Source organism: Ornithinimicrobium carbonis, assembly GCF_977012275.1.
This window is the reverse complement of sequence record NZ_OZ348993.1, coordinates 1649741-1668419: the sequence shown is the minus strand read 5'-3', so window position 1 is coordinate 1668419 and position 18679 is coordinate 1649741. Positions and strand designations below refer to the sequence as shown.

The 18679-nt window shown below is 74.1% G+C and carries 14 protein-coding genes; 7 read left to right on the top strand and 7 right to left on the bottom strand.

Features of this window, described 5'->3' with window-relative positions:
* The first annotated feature begins 6 nt into the window (after positions 1–6).
* Complete coding sequence (gene mshD / locus ACWHYA_RS07470; RefSeq protein WP_425943276.1) at positions 7–990, top strand: mycothiol synthase; 984 nt, start codon at positions 7–9, stop codon at positions 988–990.
* Positions 987–1934: an NUDIX hydrolase gene (locus ACWHYA_RS07465; RefSeq protein ID WP_425943277.1), complete on the top strand. Its 948-nt coding sequence runs from the start codon at positions 987–989 to the stop codon at positions 1932–1934. Before mshD ends, ACWHYA_RS07465 begins: the two co-directional genes overlap by 4 nt.
* Before the next feature lie 246 nt (positions 1935–2180).
* Here the strand turns inward: ACWHYA_RS07465 and ACWHYA_RS07460 are convergent, their stop codons facing one another.
* From ACWHYA_RS07460 to ACWHYA_RS07440, 5 genes are all read right to left on the bottom strand, one after another.
* Positions 2181–2603, bottom strand: coding sequence for a DUF5655 domain-containing protein (locus ACWHYA_RS07460; protein ID WP_425943278.1), 423 nt, complete (start codon positions 2601–2603; stop codon positions 2181–2183).
* 33 nt (positions 2604–2636) lie between these two features.
* The gene (locus ACWHYA_RS07455; RefSeq protein WP_425943279.1) at positions 2637–3263 is read right to left on the bottom strand and encodes a hypothetical protein; all 627 of its coding nucleotides are present in this window, start codon (positions 3261–3263) and stop codon (positions 2637–2639) included.
* Positions 3260–5023 (bottom strand): malto-oligosyltrehalose trehalohydrolase, encoded by a 1764-nt coding sequence (treZ, locus tag ACWHYA_RS07450; protein WP_425943280.1) that lies wholly within the window; start codon positions 5021–5023, stop codon positions 3260–3262. Before treZ ends, ACWHYA_RS07455 begins: the two co-directional genes overlap by 4 nt.
* Positions 5020–7479: a malto-oligosyltrehalose synthase gene (gene treY / locus ACWHYA_RS07445; RefSeq protein ID WP_425943281.1), complete on the bottom strand. Its 2460-nt coding sequence runs from the start codon at positions 7477–7479 to the stop codon at positions 5020–5022. The genes treZ and treY overlap by 4 nt, the downstream gene beginning before the upstream one ends.
* Before the next feature lie 100 nt (positions 7480–7579).
* Positions 7580–7867 (bottom strand): Fe-S cluster assembly protein HesB, encoded by a 288-nt coding sequence (locus ACWHYA_RS07440; protein ID WP_425943282.1) that lies wholly within the window; start codon positions 7865–7867, stop codon positions 7580–7582.
* 221 nt (positions 7868–8088) lie between these two features.
* On the opposite strand from ACWHYA_RS07440, the gene ACWHYA_RS07435 reads away from it, so the two are divergent.
* Positions 8089–9180: a helix-turn-helix transcriptional regulator gene (locus ACWHYA_RS07435; protein ID WP_425943283.1), complete on the top strand. Its 1092-nt coding sequence runs from the start codon at positions 8089–8091 to the stop codon at positions 9178–9180.
* 65 nt (positions 9181–9245) lie between these two features.
* On the opposite strand, the gene ACWHYA_RS07430 is transcribed toward ACWHYA_RS07435, so the two are convergent.
* Complete coding sequence (locus ACWHYA_RS07430; protein WP_425943284.1) at positions 9246–10415, bottom strand: flavin-containing monooxygenase; 1170 nt, start codon at positions 10413–10415, stop codon at positions 9246–9248.
* 145 nt (positions 10416–10560) lie between these two features.
* Here ACWHYA_RS07430 and ACWHYA_RS07425 point away from each other — a divergent pair, with 145 nt between their 5' ends.
* Both ACWHYA_RS07425 and metH read left to right on the top strand, forming a co-directional pair.
* Positions 10561–11430 (top strand): formate/nitrite transporter family protein, encoded by an 870-nt coding sequence (locus ACWHYA_RS07425; RefSeq protein ID WP_425943285.1) that lies wholly within the window; start codon positions 10561–10563, stop codon positions 11428–11430.
* Positions 11431–11481: 51 nt separating this feature from the next.
* Complete coding sequence (metH, locus tag ACWHYA_RS07420; protein ID WP_425943286.1) at positions 11482–15216, top strand: methionine synthase; 3735 nt, start codon at positions 11482–11484, stop codon at positions 15214–15216.
* A 10-nt stretch (positions 15217–15226) separates the two neighbouring features.
* Here the strand turns inward: metH and ACWHYA_RS07415 are convergent, their stop codons facing one another.
* Complete coding sequence (locus ACWHYA_RS07415) at positions 15227–16081, bottom strand: Rieske 2Fe-2S domain-containing protein (protein WP_425943287.1); 855 nt, start codon at positions 16079–16081, stop codon at positions 15227–15229.
* A 400-nt stretch (positions 16082–16481) separates the two neighbouring features.
* Here ACWHYA_RS07415 and ACWHYA_RS07410 point away from each other — a divergent pair, with 400 nt between their 5' ends.
* Together ACWHYA_RS07410 and ACWHYA_RS07405 are read left to right on the top strand one after the other, a co-directional pair.
* Positions 16482–17675, top strand: a complete 1194-nt coding sequence (locus tag ACWHYA_RS07410; protein ID WP_425943288.1) for a quaternary amine ABC transporter ATP-binding protein — start codon at positions 16482–16484, stop codon at positions 17673–17675.
* On the top strand, positions 17672–18664 hold the full coding sequence (locus ACWHYA_RS07405; protein ID WP_425943289.1) for an ABC transporter permease: 993 nt from the start codon (positions 17672–17674) through the stop codon (positions 18662–18664). Before ACWHYA_RS07410 ends, ACWHYA_RS07405 begins: the two co-directional genes overlap by 4 nt.
* Positions 18665–18679 lie beyond the last annotated feature (15 nt).

Below are 18679 nucleotides of genomic sequence, written 5' to 3'. Positions count from 1 at the left end.
GACCCCATGCCTGGCCAGAGCCCCACCGTCGAGGAGCTGCCCACCCTTCCGCCCCGCCTGTCCGGCGACGTGCTCGCGCTCGCCGTCCGCGCGGCCCAGCACGACGGCGTCCGACCCCTGTCGGAACAGACCGTGCTCGAGGCGCGCCGCTTCTCCGGCGAGGTGGCCGTGCCCACGTCCACGCACCTCGTCATCACCGAGGAGGTGCCCGGCACCCCGAACCCGCGGGTGCTGGCATACGGCCACGTCGACCACGGAGACCCCGACCATCCCTCCGCCGAGCTCGTCGTCGACCCCGAGCAGCGCCGCCGCGGTCTGGGCGGGATGCTGCTGGACCACGTGCTGCGGCGCTGGCCCGGGGTGCGGCTGTGGAGCCACGGCGACCTGCAGGACGCCCGTCGCCTCTACACCTCCCGCCAGCTCGTCGTCGTCCGCGAGCTGTGGCAGATGAGCCGCCCGCTGCGCGGCGAGTGGAGCGACCTGCCCGACCACGTCGAGCTGCCCGACGGCTTCGCCGTCCGGCCCTTCGTCGTGGGCCAGGACGAGGAGCCCTGGCTGTCGGTCAACGCGCGCGCGTTCGCCGCGCACGCCGAGCAGGGCCGGATGACGGGGACCGACCTGCGCGAGCGCGAGGAGGAGCCGTGGTTCGACCCGCACGGCTTCCTCATCGTCGAGGACACCACCGACGTCGACCCCGACGGCAACGCCCGGATCGCCGCGTTCCACTGGACCAAGGTGGAGCCGCCCCAGGCCGGGAACCCGCCCACGGGCGAGGTCTACGTCGTCGGCGTGGACCCGGACTACCAGGGCCGTGGCCTGGGCCGGGCGGTGACCCTGCTCGGGCTGCAGCACCTGCGCAACGTCGGGTGCGAGGTGGCCACCCTCTACGTGGACGGCGACAACTCCTCCGCGATCGCCACCTACGGCCGGCTCGACTTCGAGCGCTCGGCCGTGGACGTCATGTATGCCGCCGGGCCCGACCGGTCGTGAGCGCGGGGGTCCCGCTCGTGCGGGCCGCGGGGGTCCTCCCCCACCGGGTCCACGAGGGGGTGCTCCAGGTGGCCCTGGTGCACCGGCCGCGGTACGACGACTGGTCCTGGCCCAAGGGCAAGCTCGACCCCGGTGAGGACTTCGCCGCGGCGGCGGCGCGCGAGACCTTCGAGGAGACCGGCCTGCGGGTCCGGCTCGGCCGGCCGCTGCCCGAGTCGCGCTACGCCCTGACCGGCGGCCAGGACAAGCTCGTGCGCTACTGGGCGGGCGAGGTCGTCGGTGGCGACGGGCAGCTGGAGCACGAGGTCGACGCGGTCCGGTGGTTGTCCCCGACGCTGGCCGCCCGCCGGCTGACGTACGGGCGCGACCGCGACCAGCTGGACGCCCTCGTCGCGCTCGACGGGCGGGACCGGCTGGGCAGCTGGCCCCTCCTCGTCGTGCGGCACGCCCACGCCCACCCGCGCAGCGGCTGGTCGGGGCCCGACGCCTCCCGCCCGCTGAGCGCGGTCGGGGTGCGCCGTGCCGCACGCCTGGTCGGCCTGCTGGAGGCCTACGCCCCGGCCCGCGTGCTGACCAGCCCGTCGGTGCGCTGTCTCCACACCGTCGAGCCCTTCTGCACGGCGCGCGGGGTGGAGCTGGTGACCCGGCGCGGGCTGTCGGAGGAGGGTTTCGAGGCACGTCCGGAGAAGGTGCGCAAGCACCTTCGCCGCATCATGGACGCCGCCGAGGCGGTCGCGGTGTGCACCCACGGTCCGGTGATGGGACCGGTGCTGACCGACCTGCTCGCCCGCGCCGGGGCCGACCTGCCCGGCACCGACCGGCGCATGCTGGCCCGGCTCGTGGACGTGGGCCTGGACAAGGGCGAGGTGCTGGCGCTGACGATGGTCGGGGCCGGCGACGAGGCCGAGGTCGTCGCGGTCGTGCGGCACCGGCCGCCGGGCTGAGCCGGCGTCGCCGGCGAGGAGCCCGCGCGCGGACGGTCCGACGGCGAGAAGTCCCGCGGCGGTGAGAGTCCGCCGGACAGAGGAGGCTGGTGCGTGCCGGACCGGGAGCGCCTCTCGGCGCGAGGCCGCTCGTAGCGGCGAATGTTGGAGCCCGGGGCTACCGCGGCCCGGCACGCGACAGGTGACAACGAGGCGGGCCGGAGGTTTGTTCCCCCGCGCGGACCGGGCTCCGGGTCGAACGTCCCGTCAGCCGGCCGCTCCGTAGGCCTCCCGCAGCCACGCCCGCACCTCGTCGTCCACCTCGTCCGGCGACCTCGCCTCGAGGTGGTGCATCCAGACCCGCGGCGAGGGGTGGGCCACCTCCTTCCACCGTCCGGACGGGTCGTGGGCGGGCAGGACGACGGACAGCACCGCAGGAACGTCGCTGCGCACGTAGCGTCCGGGCCGCCACAGGTAGGCGAACCCCCGGCGCCGCCGGAAGGCGACCTGGCTGCGGGTCACCCGTACGTCGACGGGCCCGAGGGCCTGCACCGCCCGGTGGACCTCATGGAAGACCGCCGTCCCCTCGGGAGAGCCGGCGAAGAAGTCCTCGGGCGTCCGGTGGTCCCCCGTCGCCGGACCCCCGGCGCCGGGGGCAGGCTCCTCCGGTCCTGGTCCCGCCGACGTCATGCCGTTCCTCCACCGACCCGGTCGCTGGTGCCGCTAGTGCAGCGAGTCCCGGCGCCACAGGCGGGCGCAGGCCATCAGGTCGTCGGCGGTGTCGCGCATCCGGGCCGCCCGACGCACCTGCTCGGTGGGGATGTCCTCCGCCCCCGGCTCGGACAGCCCCACGGCCACCACGTGGCAGAAGGCCGAGGCCCGCTCCAGCGCCAGCCCCAGGTCGCCGTCGAAGACGCCGGTGAGGATCTCCTCGGTCAGCCGCCGCAGCGCGTGGGGGTCCGGCGGCTCGGCGACCCCGGCCACCGCCGACCAGACCTCGGTGTGCGCGCGGCCGGAGGAGAACAACCGCCCGACCTCCTCCGGCTGGCGCAGCACCCACTCGTGCAGCAGGTACAGCCGCCACAGCGCCCCGGGGAGGGTCCGGGCGGGGCGGTCGGCCCACATCTGGGCGACGGTCGCCAGACCGACCTCGGACACGAGGTTGACCAGCCTGTCGGTGACCTCCGGGTCGCCGCTGTCCCGGCCACGCCCGACCACCATCTGCGCCGTCCGGTGGGCCGCCTCGGCGACGTCGAGCGGGTCGACCCCGCCGGCCGCGGCGTCCAGCGCCTCCGGCGGCCGCAGGGTGGGCCGGTGGAACGGGCGCCGCTCACGCCCGGGCCCGCTCACGTCCAGCCCCCGACGACGGCGACGGAGTCGGCACCCAGCACGAGCCGGTCCTCCTCCACCGTGACCCGGGCGAAGCTGGCCAGCACCTCGGCCCCGTCCGGCAGGGCGACCTCGGCGGACCCCTCCCTGAGCAGCGCGAGCACGCGCACGTCGCCCCGGGCGAGGGTGAGCAGCTCCCCGTCCCCGGCGGGCGCACGCCATACCTCGGCCTCACCCAGGGGGGTCTCGCGCAGGGCGGGCCTCTCCCGCCGCAGCCGCAGGAGGGTGCGGTACCACTCCAGCATCGTCGCGTGCTCCCCCCGGTGCACCTCCTCCCACCGCAGCGTGGAGGCGGTGACCGTGCCACGGTCCTGCGGGTCGGGCACGTCGCCGGCCCACCCGTGCTCGGCGAACTCGCGCTCGCGCCCCTCCCGGATCGCCTGGGCCAGCCAGTCCTCGGCGTGGTCGGTGAAGTACTGCCAGGGGGTGGAGGCGGCGTACTCCTCCCCCATGAACAGCATGGGGGTGTAGGGGGAGGTGAGCAGCAGGGCGGCGCCGATCGCGTGCCGACCCGCGGGTATGCCGTGGTGCACCCGGTCCCCCGCGGCCCGGTTGCCGATCTGGTCGTGAGTCTGCAGGGAGGCCACGAACCGCCAGCCCGGCGTCACGCGCGGGTCGACCGGTCTCCCGTGGACCCGGCCCCGGAAGGTGGAGAAGGTCCCGTCGTGCAGGAACGGGCTCCAGCCGAGCACCTTGACGGCCGCGTGCGGGTCGGTGAAGTCGTGGTAGTAGCCCTGCGTCTCCCCGGTGAGCAGCACGTGCAGCATGTGGTGCACGTCGTCGGCCCACTGGCCGTGCAGTCCCAGCCCGCCGGAGCCGCCCGGTCCGCGCACCGCGACGAAGGAGGGGTCGTTGCGGTCCGACTCGGCCACGAGCGTGCGCGGGACCCCGGTGGCGCGCCCGATCTCGTCGGCGAGCCTGGACTGGTCCTCGAGCAGGTGGACCGCCCGCTCGTCGTGCAGGGCGTGCACGGCGTCCAGGCGCAGGCCGTCGAGGTGGTAGTCCTCCAGCCAGAGCCGCACGTTGTCGAGCAGGAAGCCCCGCACCTCGTCGCTGCCGGGGCCGTCGAGGTTGACCGCGTCGCCCCAGGGCGTGTGGTGGCGGTCGGTGAAGTAGGGCCCGAACTCGGCGAGGTAGTTGCCGCTGGGGCCCAGGTGGTTGTGCACCACGTCCAGCCAGACCGCCAGCCCCCGCGCGTGGGCGGCGTCGACGAGGCGGGCCAGCCCCTCGGGGCCGCCGTAGGCCTCGTGCACGGCGTACAGGTCGACCCCGTCGTAGCCCCAGCCGTGGTCGCCCGGGAAGGCGGCCACGGGCATGAGCTCCACGACGGTGACGCCCAGGTCGACGAGGTGGTCGAGGTGCTCGACGGCCGCGTCCAGGGTGCCGTCGGGGGTGAAGGTGCCCACGTGCAGCTCGTAGACGACCGCGTCGCGCAGCTGGACGCCGCCCCACCCGTCGTCGGTCCAGCCGAACGCCGCGGTGTCCACGATCGCGCTCGGCGCGTGGACCCCGTCGGGCTGCCGGCGGGAGCGGGGGTCGGGCCGGGGGTCACCGCCGTCGAGGGCGAAGGCGTAGCGCCCGTCGCCCCGGTCGGTGGTCAGCTCCCACCAGCCGCCCCCGGCGGTCGCCATGGGCTCGACCCGCGGGTCGGCGACGCCGACGTGCAGGTCGACCCGGTCGGCGTCGGGCGCCCAGACGCGGTAGGTGTGCGACGAGGTCATCGGGGTCCTTCCTGGAGGTCACGGGCGCGGACGAGCAGGGCCACCGGGAGGCGGTTGAAGACCTCCCGGGCGAGCACGCCGTCGTCGCCCACGACGTGGTCGCGACCGGTGAGCGCGTCGGTCCACACGTCCGGCGGCAGCGGAACCCGGGTCTCCTGCAGACCGCCGGCGGCGCCGAGCGCCCGCGGCGCGCGGATGGTCAGGGTGGCGGCGGCACCGCCGCGGAGGAAGCCGAGCACGTGCTGGCCGGCCTCCACGGGCGCGTAGGAGGCGCCTGGACCGTAGGCCTGGGGAAGCCAGCCGCGCAGCCGCAGCGTGCGGGAGGTGACCCAGAGCACCTCGTCGGAGAGGTCGCGCAGGTCACCCCCGCCGTCGACGCGACGCAACCGCTCCATCCGCTCGTCGTAGTCGACCGGTCGGCGGTTGTCGGGGTCGACGAGCGAGAGGTCGACCAGGCCGGAGCCCTGGTAGGTGTCCGGCACCCCGGGCACGGTGAGCTGGACGAGCTTCTGGGCCAGGGTCAGCGTGCGCACGGTGGCCTCGTTGTCGCGCAGCGCGGCCCCGATCGCCTCGCTCACCTCGCCCTCGGAGACCATCTCGCTGGCCAGGGACATCACCCGGGCCTCGTAGTCCTCGTCCGGCTCCACCCAGGTGCTGTGCAGCTTGGCCTCGCGGACGGCCTTGGTGAGGTAGGCGTGCAGCCGTTCCTCCGAGACCCGGCCGGCGCCCACGAGGGTCTGCCAGACCAGGTGGGCGGTCGGGGCGTCGACACCGTGGCGCTGGGCGGCGGCAGCCCCGGCGGCGGACAGGGCCCGCCAGGCGTCCGCGTCACCGGCGACGGCCAGGATGCGGGCCCGCACGTCCTCGCTGCGCTTGGTGTCGTGGGTGGACAGGGTGGTCATGCCCCGGGGCCAGTGCTCGGCCTGGTGGGCGGCCCAGGCGTGCAGGACCGCCACGTCCGGCGCCTGCCCGCGGGAGGGGTCGGCGCCGACCTCGTTGAGGGCCACCAGCCGGTGCCACCGGTAGAAGGCGGTGTCCTCGATCCCCTTGGCCATCACCGGTCCGGTCGTCTGCTGGAAGCGCACGCACAGGTCGGCCGCGGCGGCGGGTGCCGCCCCGTTGCCCTCCGGGTGCAGCAGGACCTCGGCGAGGGCGTCCACCTCGGCCAGCAGGTCCGGCCTGGTCGCCCTGGCCCGGTCGACCGCGTCGAGCAGGGGCTGCCGCAGCTCCGGCGCGTCCTCCGGCCCGGGCCGGACGTAGGCGCGGTAGGCGTGCACGTCGACGAGGAGCTCGGCGAGCGCGGCGCGCAGACGGTGCTCGTCGTGGCCGGGCAGCGCCTCCACGGCCCGGCGGACCAGCCGGCCCATCTCGGGCTGCAGGAGGGCATCGACGGCCTGCCGCTTGCAGCGGTCGACCTCGACCTCCAGGTCGGGCTCCCCGCCGGTGGCGAACCACGCGGTGCTGACCGCGTCGGCGGTGGTGGGGTCCACGAGAGCGGCGGTGATCGCGGCGTTGGCGTCGTAGCCGGTGGTGCCCGCGCAGGCCCACCCCTGCGGCAGCCGCTCGTCGCCCTCGAGGATCTTCTCCACCCACACCGGCGTGCCCGGGCGGACCGAGGAGGCCAGGGTCTGCAGGTATGCCGTGGGGTCGGCGAGGCCGTCGGGGTGGTCGATCCGGAAGGCGTCGATCACGCCGTGGTGGTGCAGGTCGAGCAGCTCGGCGTGGGTGGCCTCGAAGACGTCGCGCTCCTCGACGCGGACGCCGATGAGCTGGTCGACCTCGAAGAAGCGCCGGTAGTTGAGGATCTCGGCGGCGTCCTTCCAGAAGCCCAGCTGCCAGTGCTGGGCCTGCAGGAGCGCGGGCAGGTCCTCGAGCAGGTGCTCGGTGCCCGGCGCGAGGGGCCAGACGTGGTCGAAGTAGCGCACCACCGGCTGACCGGCGATCCGCCCGTCCCCCTCGTCGGGGCGACCCCGGTCGACCGTCAGCTCGCCCGCCGCGAGCACGTCCTCCAGGGGAGCGCCCAGCACGGGCAGTCCGAAGCGCCCGCCGAGGTGGTCCCAGTCCACGTCGAACCAGTGCGCGCGCGCGGCATACCGGCCCTCCCGGAGGGTCTCCCAGACGGGGGCGTTGCGCCACAGCGGCTCCACGAGCGCCATGTGGTTGGGGACGATGTCCACGACCACGCCCATCCCCCGGGCGTGGGCGGCGTCGGCCAGCCGGCCCAGCCCCTCGCGGCCGCCCAGCTCGGGGCTGACCCGGGTGTGGTCGAGGACGTCGTAGCCGTGCTCGGAGCCCGGTACCGCCGTAAGCACCGGGGAGAGGTAGAGGTGGCTCACGCCCAGCGCCTCGACGTAGGGCAGCACGGCCTCGGCGTCGGCGAAGGTGAAACCGGCGTGCAGCTGCATCCGGTACGTGGCGGTGAGGGGTCGGCGGTCGGGACTCTGCGGGTTCGTCATGGCTGCACCAGTGTCCCAGCAAGGACCGACCGACCACCATTCCGCACGACGGCCGCCGGACCCGGCTGGGGTCCGACGGCCGTCGTGCGCGAGGAGCTGCTCAGGCGCTCGGCTCCTGCGGCTGCAGGGTGAAGCCGACGCCCTCGGCGGTCTGGGCCGCGTCGAGCGTCTGGTCGGCCAGGGCCGGGACGGTGTCCTCGGCCACGTAGACCGGCGCCTCGGTGCTCGGGACGGCCTGGTCGGTCGGCTCCGGCTGCGGCACGAGGGCCACCTGGAGCTGGGTCTGGTCGGGGGCCAGCGCCAGGCGCAGCCCCGCGGTCTCGGGCATGCCCTGCTCGGAGGTCAGGCCCTTGACGACGGCCTGGGCGTTCTCGGTGACGGTCAGCATGAGGTCTCCTCATCGTCGGTGCGACGACCGGCCGGGGCCGGTCTCGACGCCCACGGCCACCACCGGGGGGTGGTGGGTGCGCACGCGCCTCGGACTGCTCCACCCTGTCCCAGCGCCCCGGGGGTCTGGCAAACGCGGGGCGGTCGACACCCCCGGACGTCGCCCCGCCCGGTGGCCAGGCCCTCGACACCCGGGGGCGGAGGTGAGCACAATGAGCGATCATGGCGCTCCGCTCCCGCGCGGACGACGACCGGCTCGTGACGCAGGTCGCCGGGATCTGCGCGCGTGCCCAGGAGCCCCTGGTCCTGCTGGAGCGGGTCGCGGCGGCGGTCCGTCGGCACGTTCCCTACGACGTCGCAGGCTGGCTCCTCGTGGATCCCGACACCCTGCTCATCAACGGCGTCTACGAGGAGGACGTGCCCCGGCAGGCCCAGCTGGGACTCATCGAGCTGGAGCTGGGCAGCCACGGGGACGACCTCAACAAGTTCGTCGACCTGGGACGGGCGAAGGTGCCGGCGGCCGCGCTCAGCGCGACGACGGGGGGGCATCTGGAGCGATGTCTGCGGTGGACGCGGATCTACGACCCCGAGGGGTTCGGCGACGAGCTGCGCACCGTCTTCCGCACGGGCGCCGTCATGTGGGGCCACGCGTGCCTGACCCGCCTCGCCGAGGAGCCGTGGTTCAGCCGGCGCGAGGTGGACGTCGTCGCGCGGTTGTCCCCGCACGTGGCCCACGGGATCCGCACGGGGCTCCTGCTGCACGAGGAGTGGTCCGAGGAGGCACACCGCGACGACGGCCCCGGTCTGGTCGTCCTCGACGACGACGGCGGCGTCGAGTCCGCCACCCCAGACGCCCTGGAGCGTCTGGGACCGGTGGAGGACGGCCGGCTCGACGGATCTGTGGTCGTCCACGAGGTTGCGGCCCAGGCGCGGGCGCTGGCCGAGCGGTGCGTCTCCGGTCCGCCCGCCGTGGCCCGGGCCCGCGCCGTCACCGGGGAGTGGCTGCTCGTCCGGGGGACCAGGCTGGCGGGTCCCTCGGGCCGCACCGCCGTCCTCGTGGAGCCGGCCCGCCGGTCCGACGTGGCACCGCTGCTGCTGCACCTGCACGAGCTCACCGCCCGGGAGCGCGAGGTCACCCAGCTCCTGCTGACCGGCATGTCGACCGCCGACATCGCCCAGCAGCTGTGGATCACGTCCGAGACCCTGCGCGGCCACGTCAAGGCGATCTTCGCCAAGCTCGGCGTGGGCAGCCGCGTGGAGCTGGTCGCCCGGCTCTCCCACGAGCCCCGTGTACGGTCGGCCCGCGGGTCCTGACCTCGAGGACCCGTCCCGCCGGGGCTTGCTCGACGGCCCGCGCCACGGCTCCCCGTCCGGCGCCCTCAGACGGGCGCGGGGGCAGGGGCGCCACGCCGTTCCCGGGCCAGCTCACGGGCGGCCCGCCGCGCCAGCCGCCCCACGAACCCGGTGAGACCGGGCCGGTAGACGTACCCCACGAACCGCAGACCGGGGGCGGCCTCGCCCCCGTCGGCCACGCGGGGCAGTCCCAGCACACCGAGCACGTCCAGATGTCCCACCATCTCCTCCAGCGCGGTGCTGAACCCCGTGGCCAGCACCACGTCGTCGACGTCCGCCCGCCTGCCGTCGGTGAACCGCGCGCCCGTGGTGTCCAGGCCGCTTACGGCGGGGACCACCCGGATCGACCCGTCCCGGATCGACGCGACGGTGCCGCGATCCACGATCGCCGTCCCCGCACCGCGGGCCATGAGCGCCGCGATCGAGCCCTCTGGCGACGGGGGCAGTCCGTGGCCGGACAGGTCTCCCACGGTGAGGCGCTGCAGCCGGCGGAGCATGCCGTCCACCAGCGGGACAGGCAGGCGGAAGAAGACCGGCACCGGAAGGTCCGTCGGCAACCCGCCGCTGGAGCGCAGGAGCAGGTTCGGCGGGGTTCGCACGGACAGCAGCACCTCGGCAGCGCCGCCCACCGCGAGCTCGTGGGCGATCTCCATGCCCGAGGACCCGGCCCCCACCACGAGGACGCGCCGGTCGCGGTAGGGGCCTGCGTTCCGGTAGGCCGCCGAGTGCACGACAGTCCCCGTGAACGGCGACCCGTGGGCCCAGCCGGGCAGGACGGGCCGGTTGGCGATCCCGGTGGCCACGACCACGTGCCGGGCGTTCACCGCTCCTTCTCCCGTCGTCAGGGTCCACCCGTCCCGGTCGTCGGTCGGGTCGATGCGCCGGACCTCCACGCCGGTCCGGACCGGGACGTGGTGGCGGGCCGCGTAGGCGTCCAGGTAGTCCACGTACTGGTCCCGGGTCGGGAACCACCCGTAGGACCGGGGGAAGGGCGCTCCCGGCAGCGCCGACCACCAGCGGCTCGTGTTGAAGCGCAACCCGTCGTACCGGCCGGCCCAGGCGGCCGCGGGACGCTCGCCCCGCTCCAGCACCGTCGTGGGTATGCCGCGGCGCAGCAGCTCCGCCGCCGTCGCCAGCCCGGCCGGTCCGCTGCCGACCACCAGCACCTGGTCCGTCTCGACCCTTCCCCGATCCATCTCGTCCTCCTCGGTGCGGCCACGCGCGGATCCGGTGGCCTCCCCTGCAGCATCCCGCGGGCCGGGACGCCGACCCACCCCCCGGCTGGGGGGTTCCAGGGGGTCCGCGGATCTAGCATGGGCAGCCCAGGACCCAGGAGGCACCATGAGCGAGACCGGCGCACGGCCGACGGACGACAAGCTCGCCCAGGACCGGCAGGGCCAGGTCGACGCCACCGCGCCCCGGGCCGAGGAAGAGGTGGTCGACTCCTTCCACGACACGGTGGACGAGGGCGCCGAGCGGCTGCACCGCAGCTGGCGGGCGCTGCTCACGACCGGAATCTCCGGCGGGTTCGAGGTAGGACTGGGGATCCTGGCCTACCTCGCGGTGCTGCACGCGACGGGCGACCACCTGCTGGCCGGGCTCGCGTTCGGGATCGGCTTCATGGCGCTCTACCTCGCGCACAGCGAGCTGTTCACCGAGGGGTTCCTGCTGCCGGTCATGGCCCTCTTCGCCGGCCGTGGCACGTTCCTGCAGCTGATGCGGCTGTGGGGCGTCACCCTGGTGACCAACCTCGTGGGCGGGTGGGTGTTCATGTGGCTGGTCGCCCGCGCGTTCCCGGAGTACGGCGAGGTGCTCACCGAGACCGCCCGGCACTTCGTGGACGCGCCGCTCGACCTGCGCGCGGTCGCCCTCGCACTGCTCGGCGGTTTCGTCATCACGGTCCTGACGCGGATGCAGCAGGGCACGGACTCGGACGGGGTCAAGGTGGTGGCCGCGTTCGCCGCCGGCTTCCTCCTGGCGGGGCTGAGCCTGTTCCACTCCGTGCTCGACTCGATCATCATCTTCGGCGCCATCCACGCCGAGGGGTCGGTGACGTACGGCGAGTGGCTGGCCTGGTTCTGGTACGTCGTGCCGCTCAACATCCTGGGCGGCCTGATCTTCGTCACCGCCCTGCGGCTGGTCCGGGCCAGCGAGCTGCCGGACGCCCCCGGTCCGGACAACCGGGTGGACGAGGACGCCGCAGGAGACTGAGGGCGCCCCGGGAGATTCGGACCCTGACGTGGCGGCACCTACAGTGGGCGGGTGCCCTCGACCACGACCACCGCCGAAGCATCGACCCCTGAACACCCCCTGCGGACCGCTGCCCGCGGAAGAATCCTCGTCCTGGACGGCGGATACGGGTCGATGCTGCAGCAGGTCGAGCTCGGGGAGGCCGACTTCCACGGGAAGGGTCCCGGATGGTCGGCGCACGCCGGCACGGCGCTGCGGGGCAACTTCGACCTCCTGGGGCTGACCCGACCGGACGTCGTGGCCGAGGTGCACCGCGCCTACCTGCGCGCCGGTGCCGACATCCTCACGACCAACACCTTCAGCGCGACCTCGATCGCCCAGACCGACTACGGCACCCAGGAGCTGGTCCACGACATCAACGTGGCCGCGGCCCGCGTCGCCCGCCGGGCCGCCGACGAGGTGGCGGCCGAGGACGGCCGTCCGCGCTTCGTCGCCGGCTCGCTCGGACCGACGAACCGGACCGCGTCGCTGTCCCCCGACGTCGAGCGCCCCGAGGTCCGCGCGATCACCTACGACCAGCTGCGCGCGGCGTACGCGGAGCAGGCGGCCGCGCTCCTGGAGGGCGGCGTCGACCTGCTGATGGTCGAGACCGTCTTCGACACCCTCAACGCCAAGGCGGCCCTGCACGCGATCGCCGACGTCCAGGAGGGGCGCCTGGCCTCGGGGTCCGCCGACGGACCGGTCCCGGTGATGCTCTCCGGCACGATCACCGACGCCTCCGGCCGCACCCTGTCCGGCCAGACCCCCGAGGCCTTCGCGGTCTCCACCGAGCACGTCGACCTGTTCTCGCTCGGCCTCAACTGCGCGCTCGGCGCCGAGGCCATGCGTCCGCACCTGCGGGACGTCGCCGCCGCCACCACGGCCCTCACCTCGGTGCACCCCAACGCCGGCCTGCCCAACGCGTTCGGCGGCTACGACGACACCCCCGAGGAGATGGCCGAGGTCCTCGGCTCGATGGCCCAGGAGGGACTGCTCAACATCGTCGGCGGCTGCTGCGGCACCACCCCCGACCACATCCGCGCCATCGCGGAGGCCGTCGCCGACGCGGCCCCCCGCACCCCCGGGAGCGGCACGCCATACCTGCGCACCTCCGGCCTGGAGGCGTTCACCCTCACGCCCGACGTCAACTTCGTCAACGTCGGTGAACGGACCAACATCACCGGCAGCCCGAAGTTCGCCCGCCACGTCACCGAGGGCGACTGGGACGCCGCGGTGGCGGTCGCGCGGCAGCAGGTCGAGGCCGGCGCCCAGCTCATCGACGTCAACGTCGACGAGGGCATGCTCGACGGCCCGGCGACGATGACCCACTTCCTCAACCTGCTCGCCGGTGAGCCGGACGTCGCCCGGGTGCCGGTGATGATCGACTCCTCGCGCTGGGAGGTGCTCGAGGCGGGGCTGCGCTGCATCCAGGGCAAGGGGGTGGTCAACTCCCTCTCGCTCAAGGACGGCGAGGAGGAGTTCCTGCGGCGGGCGGCCGTCGTGCGCAGGTACGGCGCCGCCGTGGTCGTCATGGCCTTCGACGAGCAGGGCCAGGCGGACACCCTGGAGCGGCGGACCGCGGTGTGCGAGCGGGCCTACCGCCTCCTGACCACCCGGGGCGAGGCGCTGCCGGAGCCCTTCCCCGCCCACGACATCGTCTTCGACCCCAACGTGCTGACGGTGGCCACCGGCATGGAGGAGCACGACCGCTACGCCCTGGACTTCATCGAGGCGACCCGCTGGATCAAGGAGAACCTCCCCGGTGCCCTGGTCTCCGGCGGCATCTCCAACGTGTCCTTCTCCTTCCGTGGCAACAACACCGTGCGCGAGGCCATGCACTCGGTCTTCCTCTTCCACGCCATCCGCGCGGGCCTGGACATGGGCATCGTCAACGCCGGGATGCTCGGCGTCTACGAGGACCTCGACCCGGAGCTGCGCGAGCACGTCGAGGACGTGGTCCTCGCCCGTCGCGAGGACGCCACCGAGCGGCTCATCGAGCTCGCCGAGAGGATCAAGGCGGAGACCGAGGCGGCCGGCCCCGGCGGGGGCGGCCCGTCGGCCGCCGCCCTGGCCAAGCTGGCCTGGCGCGACGCCGACGTCACCGAGCGTCTGCGGCACGCCCTCGTGCACGGGATCGACACCTACGTCGTCGAGGACGCCGAGGAGGCCTACCAGCAGCTGGGCTCGGGCCTGCAGGTCATCGAGGGCCCGCTCATGGCCGGCATGGACGTGGTCGGCGACCTCTTCGGTGCCGGCAAGATGTTCCTGCCGCAGGTCGTGAAGTCCGCGCGGGTGATGAAGAAGGCCGTCGCCCACCTGACCCCCTACCTGGAGGCCGCCGCCGCGGAGACCGGCGGCCGCACCAAGGGACGGGTCGTCATGGCCACGGTCAAGGGGGACGTGCACGACATCGGCAAGAACATCGTCGGGGTCGTGCTGGGCTGCAACGGCTACGAGGTCACCGACCTGGGCGTCATGGTGCCGGCGGAGAAGATCCTGGCCGTCGCGGACGAGATCGGGGCCGACGTGGTCGGGGTCTCCGGCCTCATCACGCCGAGCCTGGACGAGATGGTCTCGCTGGCGACCGAGATGCAGCGCCGCGGGCTCGCCACGCCCCTGCTCATCGGGGGCGCGACCACGTCGGCGGCGCACACGGCGGTGAAGATCGACCCCGCCTACGAGGGCACCGTCGTGCACGTCGTCGACGCCTCCCGCGCCGTGGGGGTGGTCGCCGACGCGATCAACCACGAGGAGAAGCTGCGCGACCGCACGGCGCTCGCCTACGCCGAGCTGCGCGAGCGGCACGCGGGCAAGAAGGTCTCGCTGGTGCCCCTGGAGACCGCGCGCGCGAGCAGCCGGGCGGTCACCGAGCCGGTGCCGACCACGCCCGCGCTGCTGGGCACCCAGGTGCTCGAGCCCGCGCTGGCGGACCTGCTCGAGATCGTCGACTGGACGCCCTTCTTCACCGCCTGGGAGCTGCGCGGCTCCTACCCCCGCATCCTCCAGGACCCCAAGGTCGGCGAGCAGGCCCGCACCACCTGGGCCGACGGGCAGCGGTGGCTGGAACTCATCCTCGAGGAGGGTCTGCTGCGGGCCCGCGGCGTCGTCGGGCTGTGGCCGGCCCGGCGCGACGGCGACGACATCCTCCTGGACGTGGACGCAGACCTGGACGGCGGGCCGGTGCGACTGCACACGCTGCGGCAGCAGCGGGAACGCTCCCAGGGAGGGTATGCCGCGCTCGCCGACTTCGTCGCGCCGCAGGACGACCACGTGGGGGCGTTCGCCGTCTCGATCCACGGGGCCGAGGAGCTGGCCGCGCAGCTGCGCGAGGAGCACGACGACTACGGCGCGATCATGGTGCAGGTGCTGGCCGACCGGCTCGCGGAGGCGTTCGCGGAGTGGACGCACCGGGAGGTGCGGACCCGGTTGTGGGGCTACGCGGCGCAGGAGGACCTGCCGGTCGAGGACCTTATCAAGGAGCGCTACGACGGGATCAGGCCCGCTCCCGGCTACCCGGCCCAGCCGGACCACACCGAGAAGTTCACCCTGTGGACGCTGCTGGACGCCGAGCGGGCCGCCGGGATGGTGCTGACCGAGCACGGAGCGATGAGCCCCAACAGCGCGGTGTCCGGGCTGATCCTCGGACACCCCGAGGCGACCTACTTCGCCGTCGGTCGGATCGACCGCGACCAGCTCGAGGACTACGCCGACCGCAAGGGCTGGTCGGTGGAGGAGGCCGAGCGCTGGCTCGGCCCCCTCCTGCGCTGATCGGGTCGGGTCAGGGCCGGGCGCGCACCTGGACGCGGCCGTCCGTCTCCCGGACGTCGTAGGCGGGCTGGGGCACCGAGGCCGGGCCCCGCTCGACCGCACCGTCGCGCAGGTCGAAGCGGCTGCCGTGCCACGGGCACACGACGCACCCGTCCTCCACCGTGCCCTCGTCCAGCGGTCCGCCCAGGTGGGTGCAGGTGGCGGCGAGGGCGGCGAGCCCACCCCCGGCCCGGGTCAGCACGACCGGCTGGCCGGCCGCCTCCACCCGCAGGAGCCCCTCCCCCACGTCCTCCGCCGCCGCCACGTCGGTCCAGTCGGCTGGCGCCGGCTCGTGGTCCATCGTGCGGCTCACCGCGACGCCCTGGGCGTAGACGAGGTGCCCGCCGAGGTAGCCGGCAGCCCCCAGTCCCGCCAGGCCCACCATCGACAGCGCCGCGCCGGCGCGGTGGTGGCCCGCCAGGCGCGCGAACCAGCTCGCCGCGAACACCCCCGCGGCGGCGCCGTTCGCGACGGCGTGGACAAGGCCCACCCGCGCCGGTCGCTGCGCCGAGCCGAGCTCGGACCAGTCGGCCCACCCGGTGGCCACCGTCGGCACGGTGGAGACGAGCGCCGCCCCGACGAGCCGGCGGGCCGCCGCCTGGTCGCCCTCGTCGCCGAGCACGTCCAGCAGGCTGGCGCCCACGTTCAGGCCGATCGGCAGGGCGACGAGGAGGGGGTGCAGGGCGTGGCCCAGCGGCTTGCCGTGCAGGACGTCCTTGACCGGACCCTGCGGCAGGACGGTGTTGACCGTCGACCGGGCCGAGTCGACGGCGGCGTCGAGGCCCTCCGTCTCCTCGAGGCGCTTCATCAGCGGGGTGAGGAACATGCGTGACCTCCGTGGGTGACGGGCGGACCCGCGGCCGGTTCCGCCGGTGCCGGCGAGTCTAGCCAGCCGCGCCCTTCCGCGCCCGGTGGGAGGGCCTTTCCCACCGGGGACCTATTCCGTCCTCCCCGTCACGATCCGGCCACGGGCCGATCACGGTGTGATCACGAAACCGCAATTCACGACGGTTGCGGTGGCTGCCCGGCATTCGCGTCCTCTAACGTCGAAAGGCGGCTCGTCCTGCGCTGCCGGTGTCGGCGCCTCCTGGCGCCCCGGCCGGGCGAGACGGTCGTCGCCGTCGGCGACGATCCCCCCGCGCGGCGGACCGCGACCCTGCCGCGTGACGACCGCGCGAGCGAGCTGCTGTCCGACGACCGCCGACCGACGACCGAGGGACGACCCTGTGCCACTCCTAGCCGCCGAGCATCTGTACAAGATCTTCGGCCGACGACCCCAGCGGGGGGTCGACGCCCTGACGCGGGGCGCCACCCGGAGCGAGCTGCGCGCCGACGGGCTGACCCCCGCGGTCATCGACGCCTCCTTCGAGGTCGAGCCCGGCGAGATCTTCGTCGTCATGGGGCTCTCCGGCTCCGGCAAGTCCACGCTCATCCGGATGATCAACGGCCTGCACCCCGCGACCGCCGGCGAGGTGGTCATCGAGGGCGAGAACCTCTCCGGGCTGAAGGGGGAGGCCCTGCGGCGCGTGCGCCGCGAGAAGATCTCCATGGTCTTCCAGCACTTCGCGCTCCTGCCGCACCGCACGGTCGGCGAGAACGCCGCCTACGGGCTGCAGGTGCAGGGGATGTCCCGCGCCGACCGCGAGGAGCGCGCCGACCGTGCTCTGGAGATGGTCGGGCTCGAGGGCTGGGGCGAGTCCCTGCCCGGCGAGCTGTCCGGAGGGATGCAGCAGCGCGTGGGCCTGGCCAGGGCCCTGGCCGCCGAGACCGACATCCTGCTCATGGACGAGGCCTTCAGCGCGCTGGACCCGTTGATCCGTCGGGAGATGCAGGACCAGCTGGTGGACCTGCAGCAGCGGCTGGACAAGACCATCGTCTTCATCACCCACGACCTCAACGAGGCCATGCGCCTGGGCGACCGGATCGCCATGATGCGCGACGGACGGATCGAGCAGATCGGCACCGCCGAGCAGATCCTCAACGACCCGAGCAGCAACTACGTGGCCCAGTTCGTCCAGGACGTCGACCGGGCCAAGGTGCTCACGGCCGGCGCGGTGATGGAGAAGCCGGAGTACGTCATCGGTGCCGAGCAGGGCCCCCAGCAGGCGCACAAGCTCATCCGCGAGCACCAGCTCGAGGCGCTTCCGGTGGTCCGTCGGGACCGCACCCCGGTCGGGGTCGTGCTGCCCGGTGAGATCGCGGCCGCGGTCCGCGCCGGGCGCACCGACCTGCCCCTGACCGAGCGCAGCGCCAGCACCGTCACGCTGGGCACCCCGTTGGCCGACCTGCTCGCCGACGCCGCCCGCCGGACCAGCCCGCTGCTCGTCGTGGACGAGCAGGGTCGCCTCGCCGGGCTCATCCCCCAGGTGACGCTGCTGACCGCACTGTCCAACCACCCCGCCGAGGAGGTGTCCCGATGAGCACGGCCGAGGAGAGCATGCTGCCGCGCGTCCCCGTCGGCGACTGGATCGACACCGCGTTCGACTGGATCGACGACAACCTCAACGTCCTGCTGACCCTCTTCCGCGACGTCATGACCTTCGTCGTCGAGGGCCTGGTCGACCTGCTGATGTGGCCCCCGCCCCTGGTCATGGTGGCGCTCTTCGCCCTCGTCGCCTGGGTGGTCGCCTCCTGGCGGCTGGCGGTCGGCACCGCCCTGGGCTTCGCGCTCATCATCTCGATGGACATCTGGCTGCCCTCGATGCAGACGCTCGCGCTGGTCATCGTCGCCACCGTCGTGGCGGTGGCCGTCGCCATCCCGCTGGGCGTGCTCGCCGCGCGCAACGACGCGGTGAGCGCCGTGGTCCGGCCGGTGCTGGACTTCATGCAGACCATGCCCGGGTTCGTCTACCTCATCCCGGCCGTGACCTTCTTCTCCATCGGCCTGGTGCCCGGCATCTTCGCCACGATCATCTTCGCCCTGCCGCCGGGGGTCCGGCTCACCGAGCTGGGCATCCGTCAGGTCGACGCCGAGACCGTCGAGGCCGGGCAGGCGTTCGGCGCCTCCTCCTGGCAGATCCTGCGCGGCATCCAGATGCCGCTCGCGGTGCCGACGATCATGGCCGGCGTCAACCAGGTCATCATGCTCGCCCTGTCGATGGCGGTCATCGCCGGCTTCACCGGCGCCGACGGCCTGGGCAAGCTGGTCGTGGAGTCCATCGCCCGGCTCAACACCCCGCTCGGGGTCGAGGCCGGCATCGGCGTGGTGATCCTGGCGATCTTCCTCGACCGGGTCACCTCCGCCCTGGGCAACCCCGGCCGGCAGCCCGGCTCGCTGCTGGCCCGCCTGCGCGCGCGCCGCACCGCGGCGGGCGGACCGCAGCCGACGACCACCTCCGAGACCCCGTCGGGAGACTCCTCCGGGACGTCCCCGACCCCGACCGACACGTCCGTCCGCGCCGGCACCTGACCGGCGCGACGACAT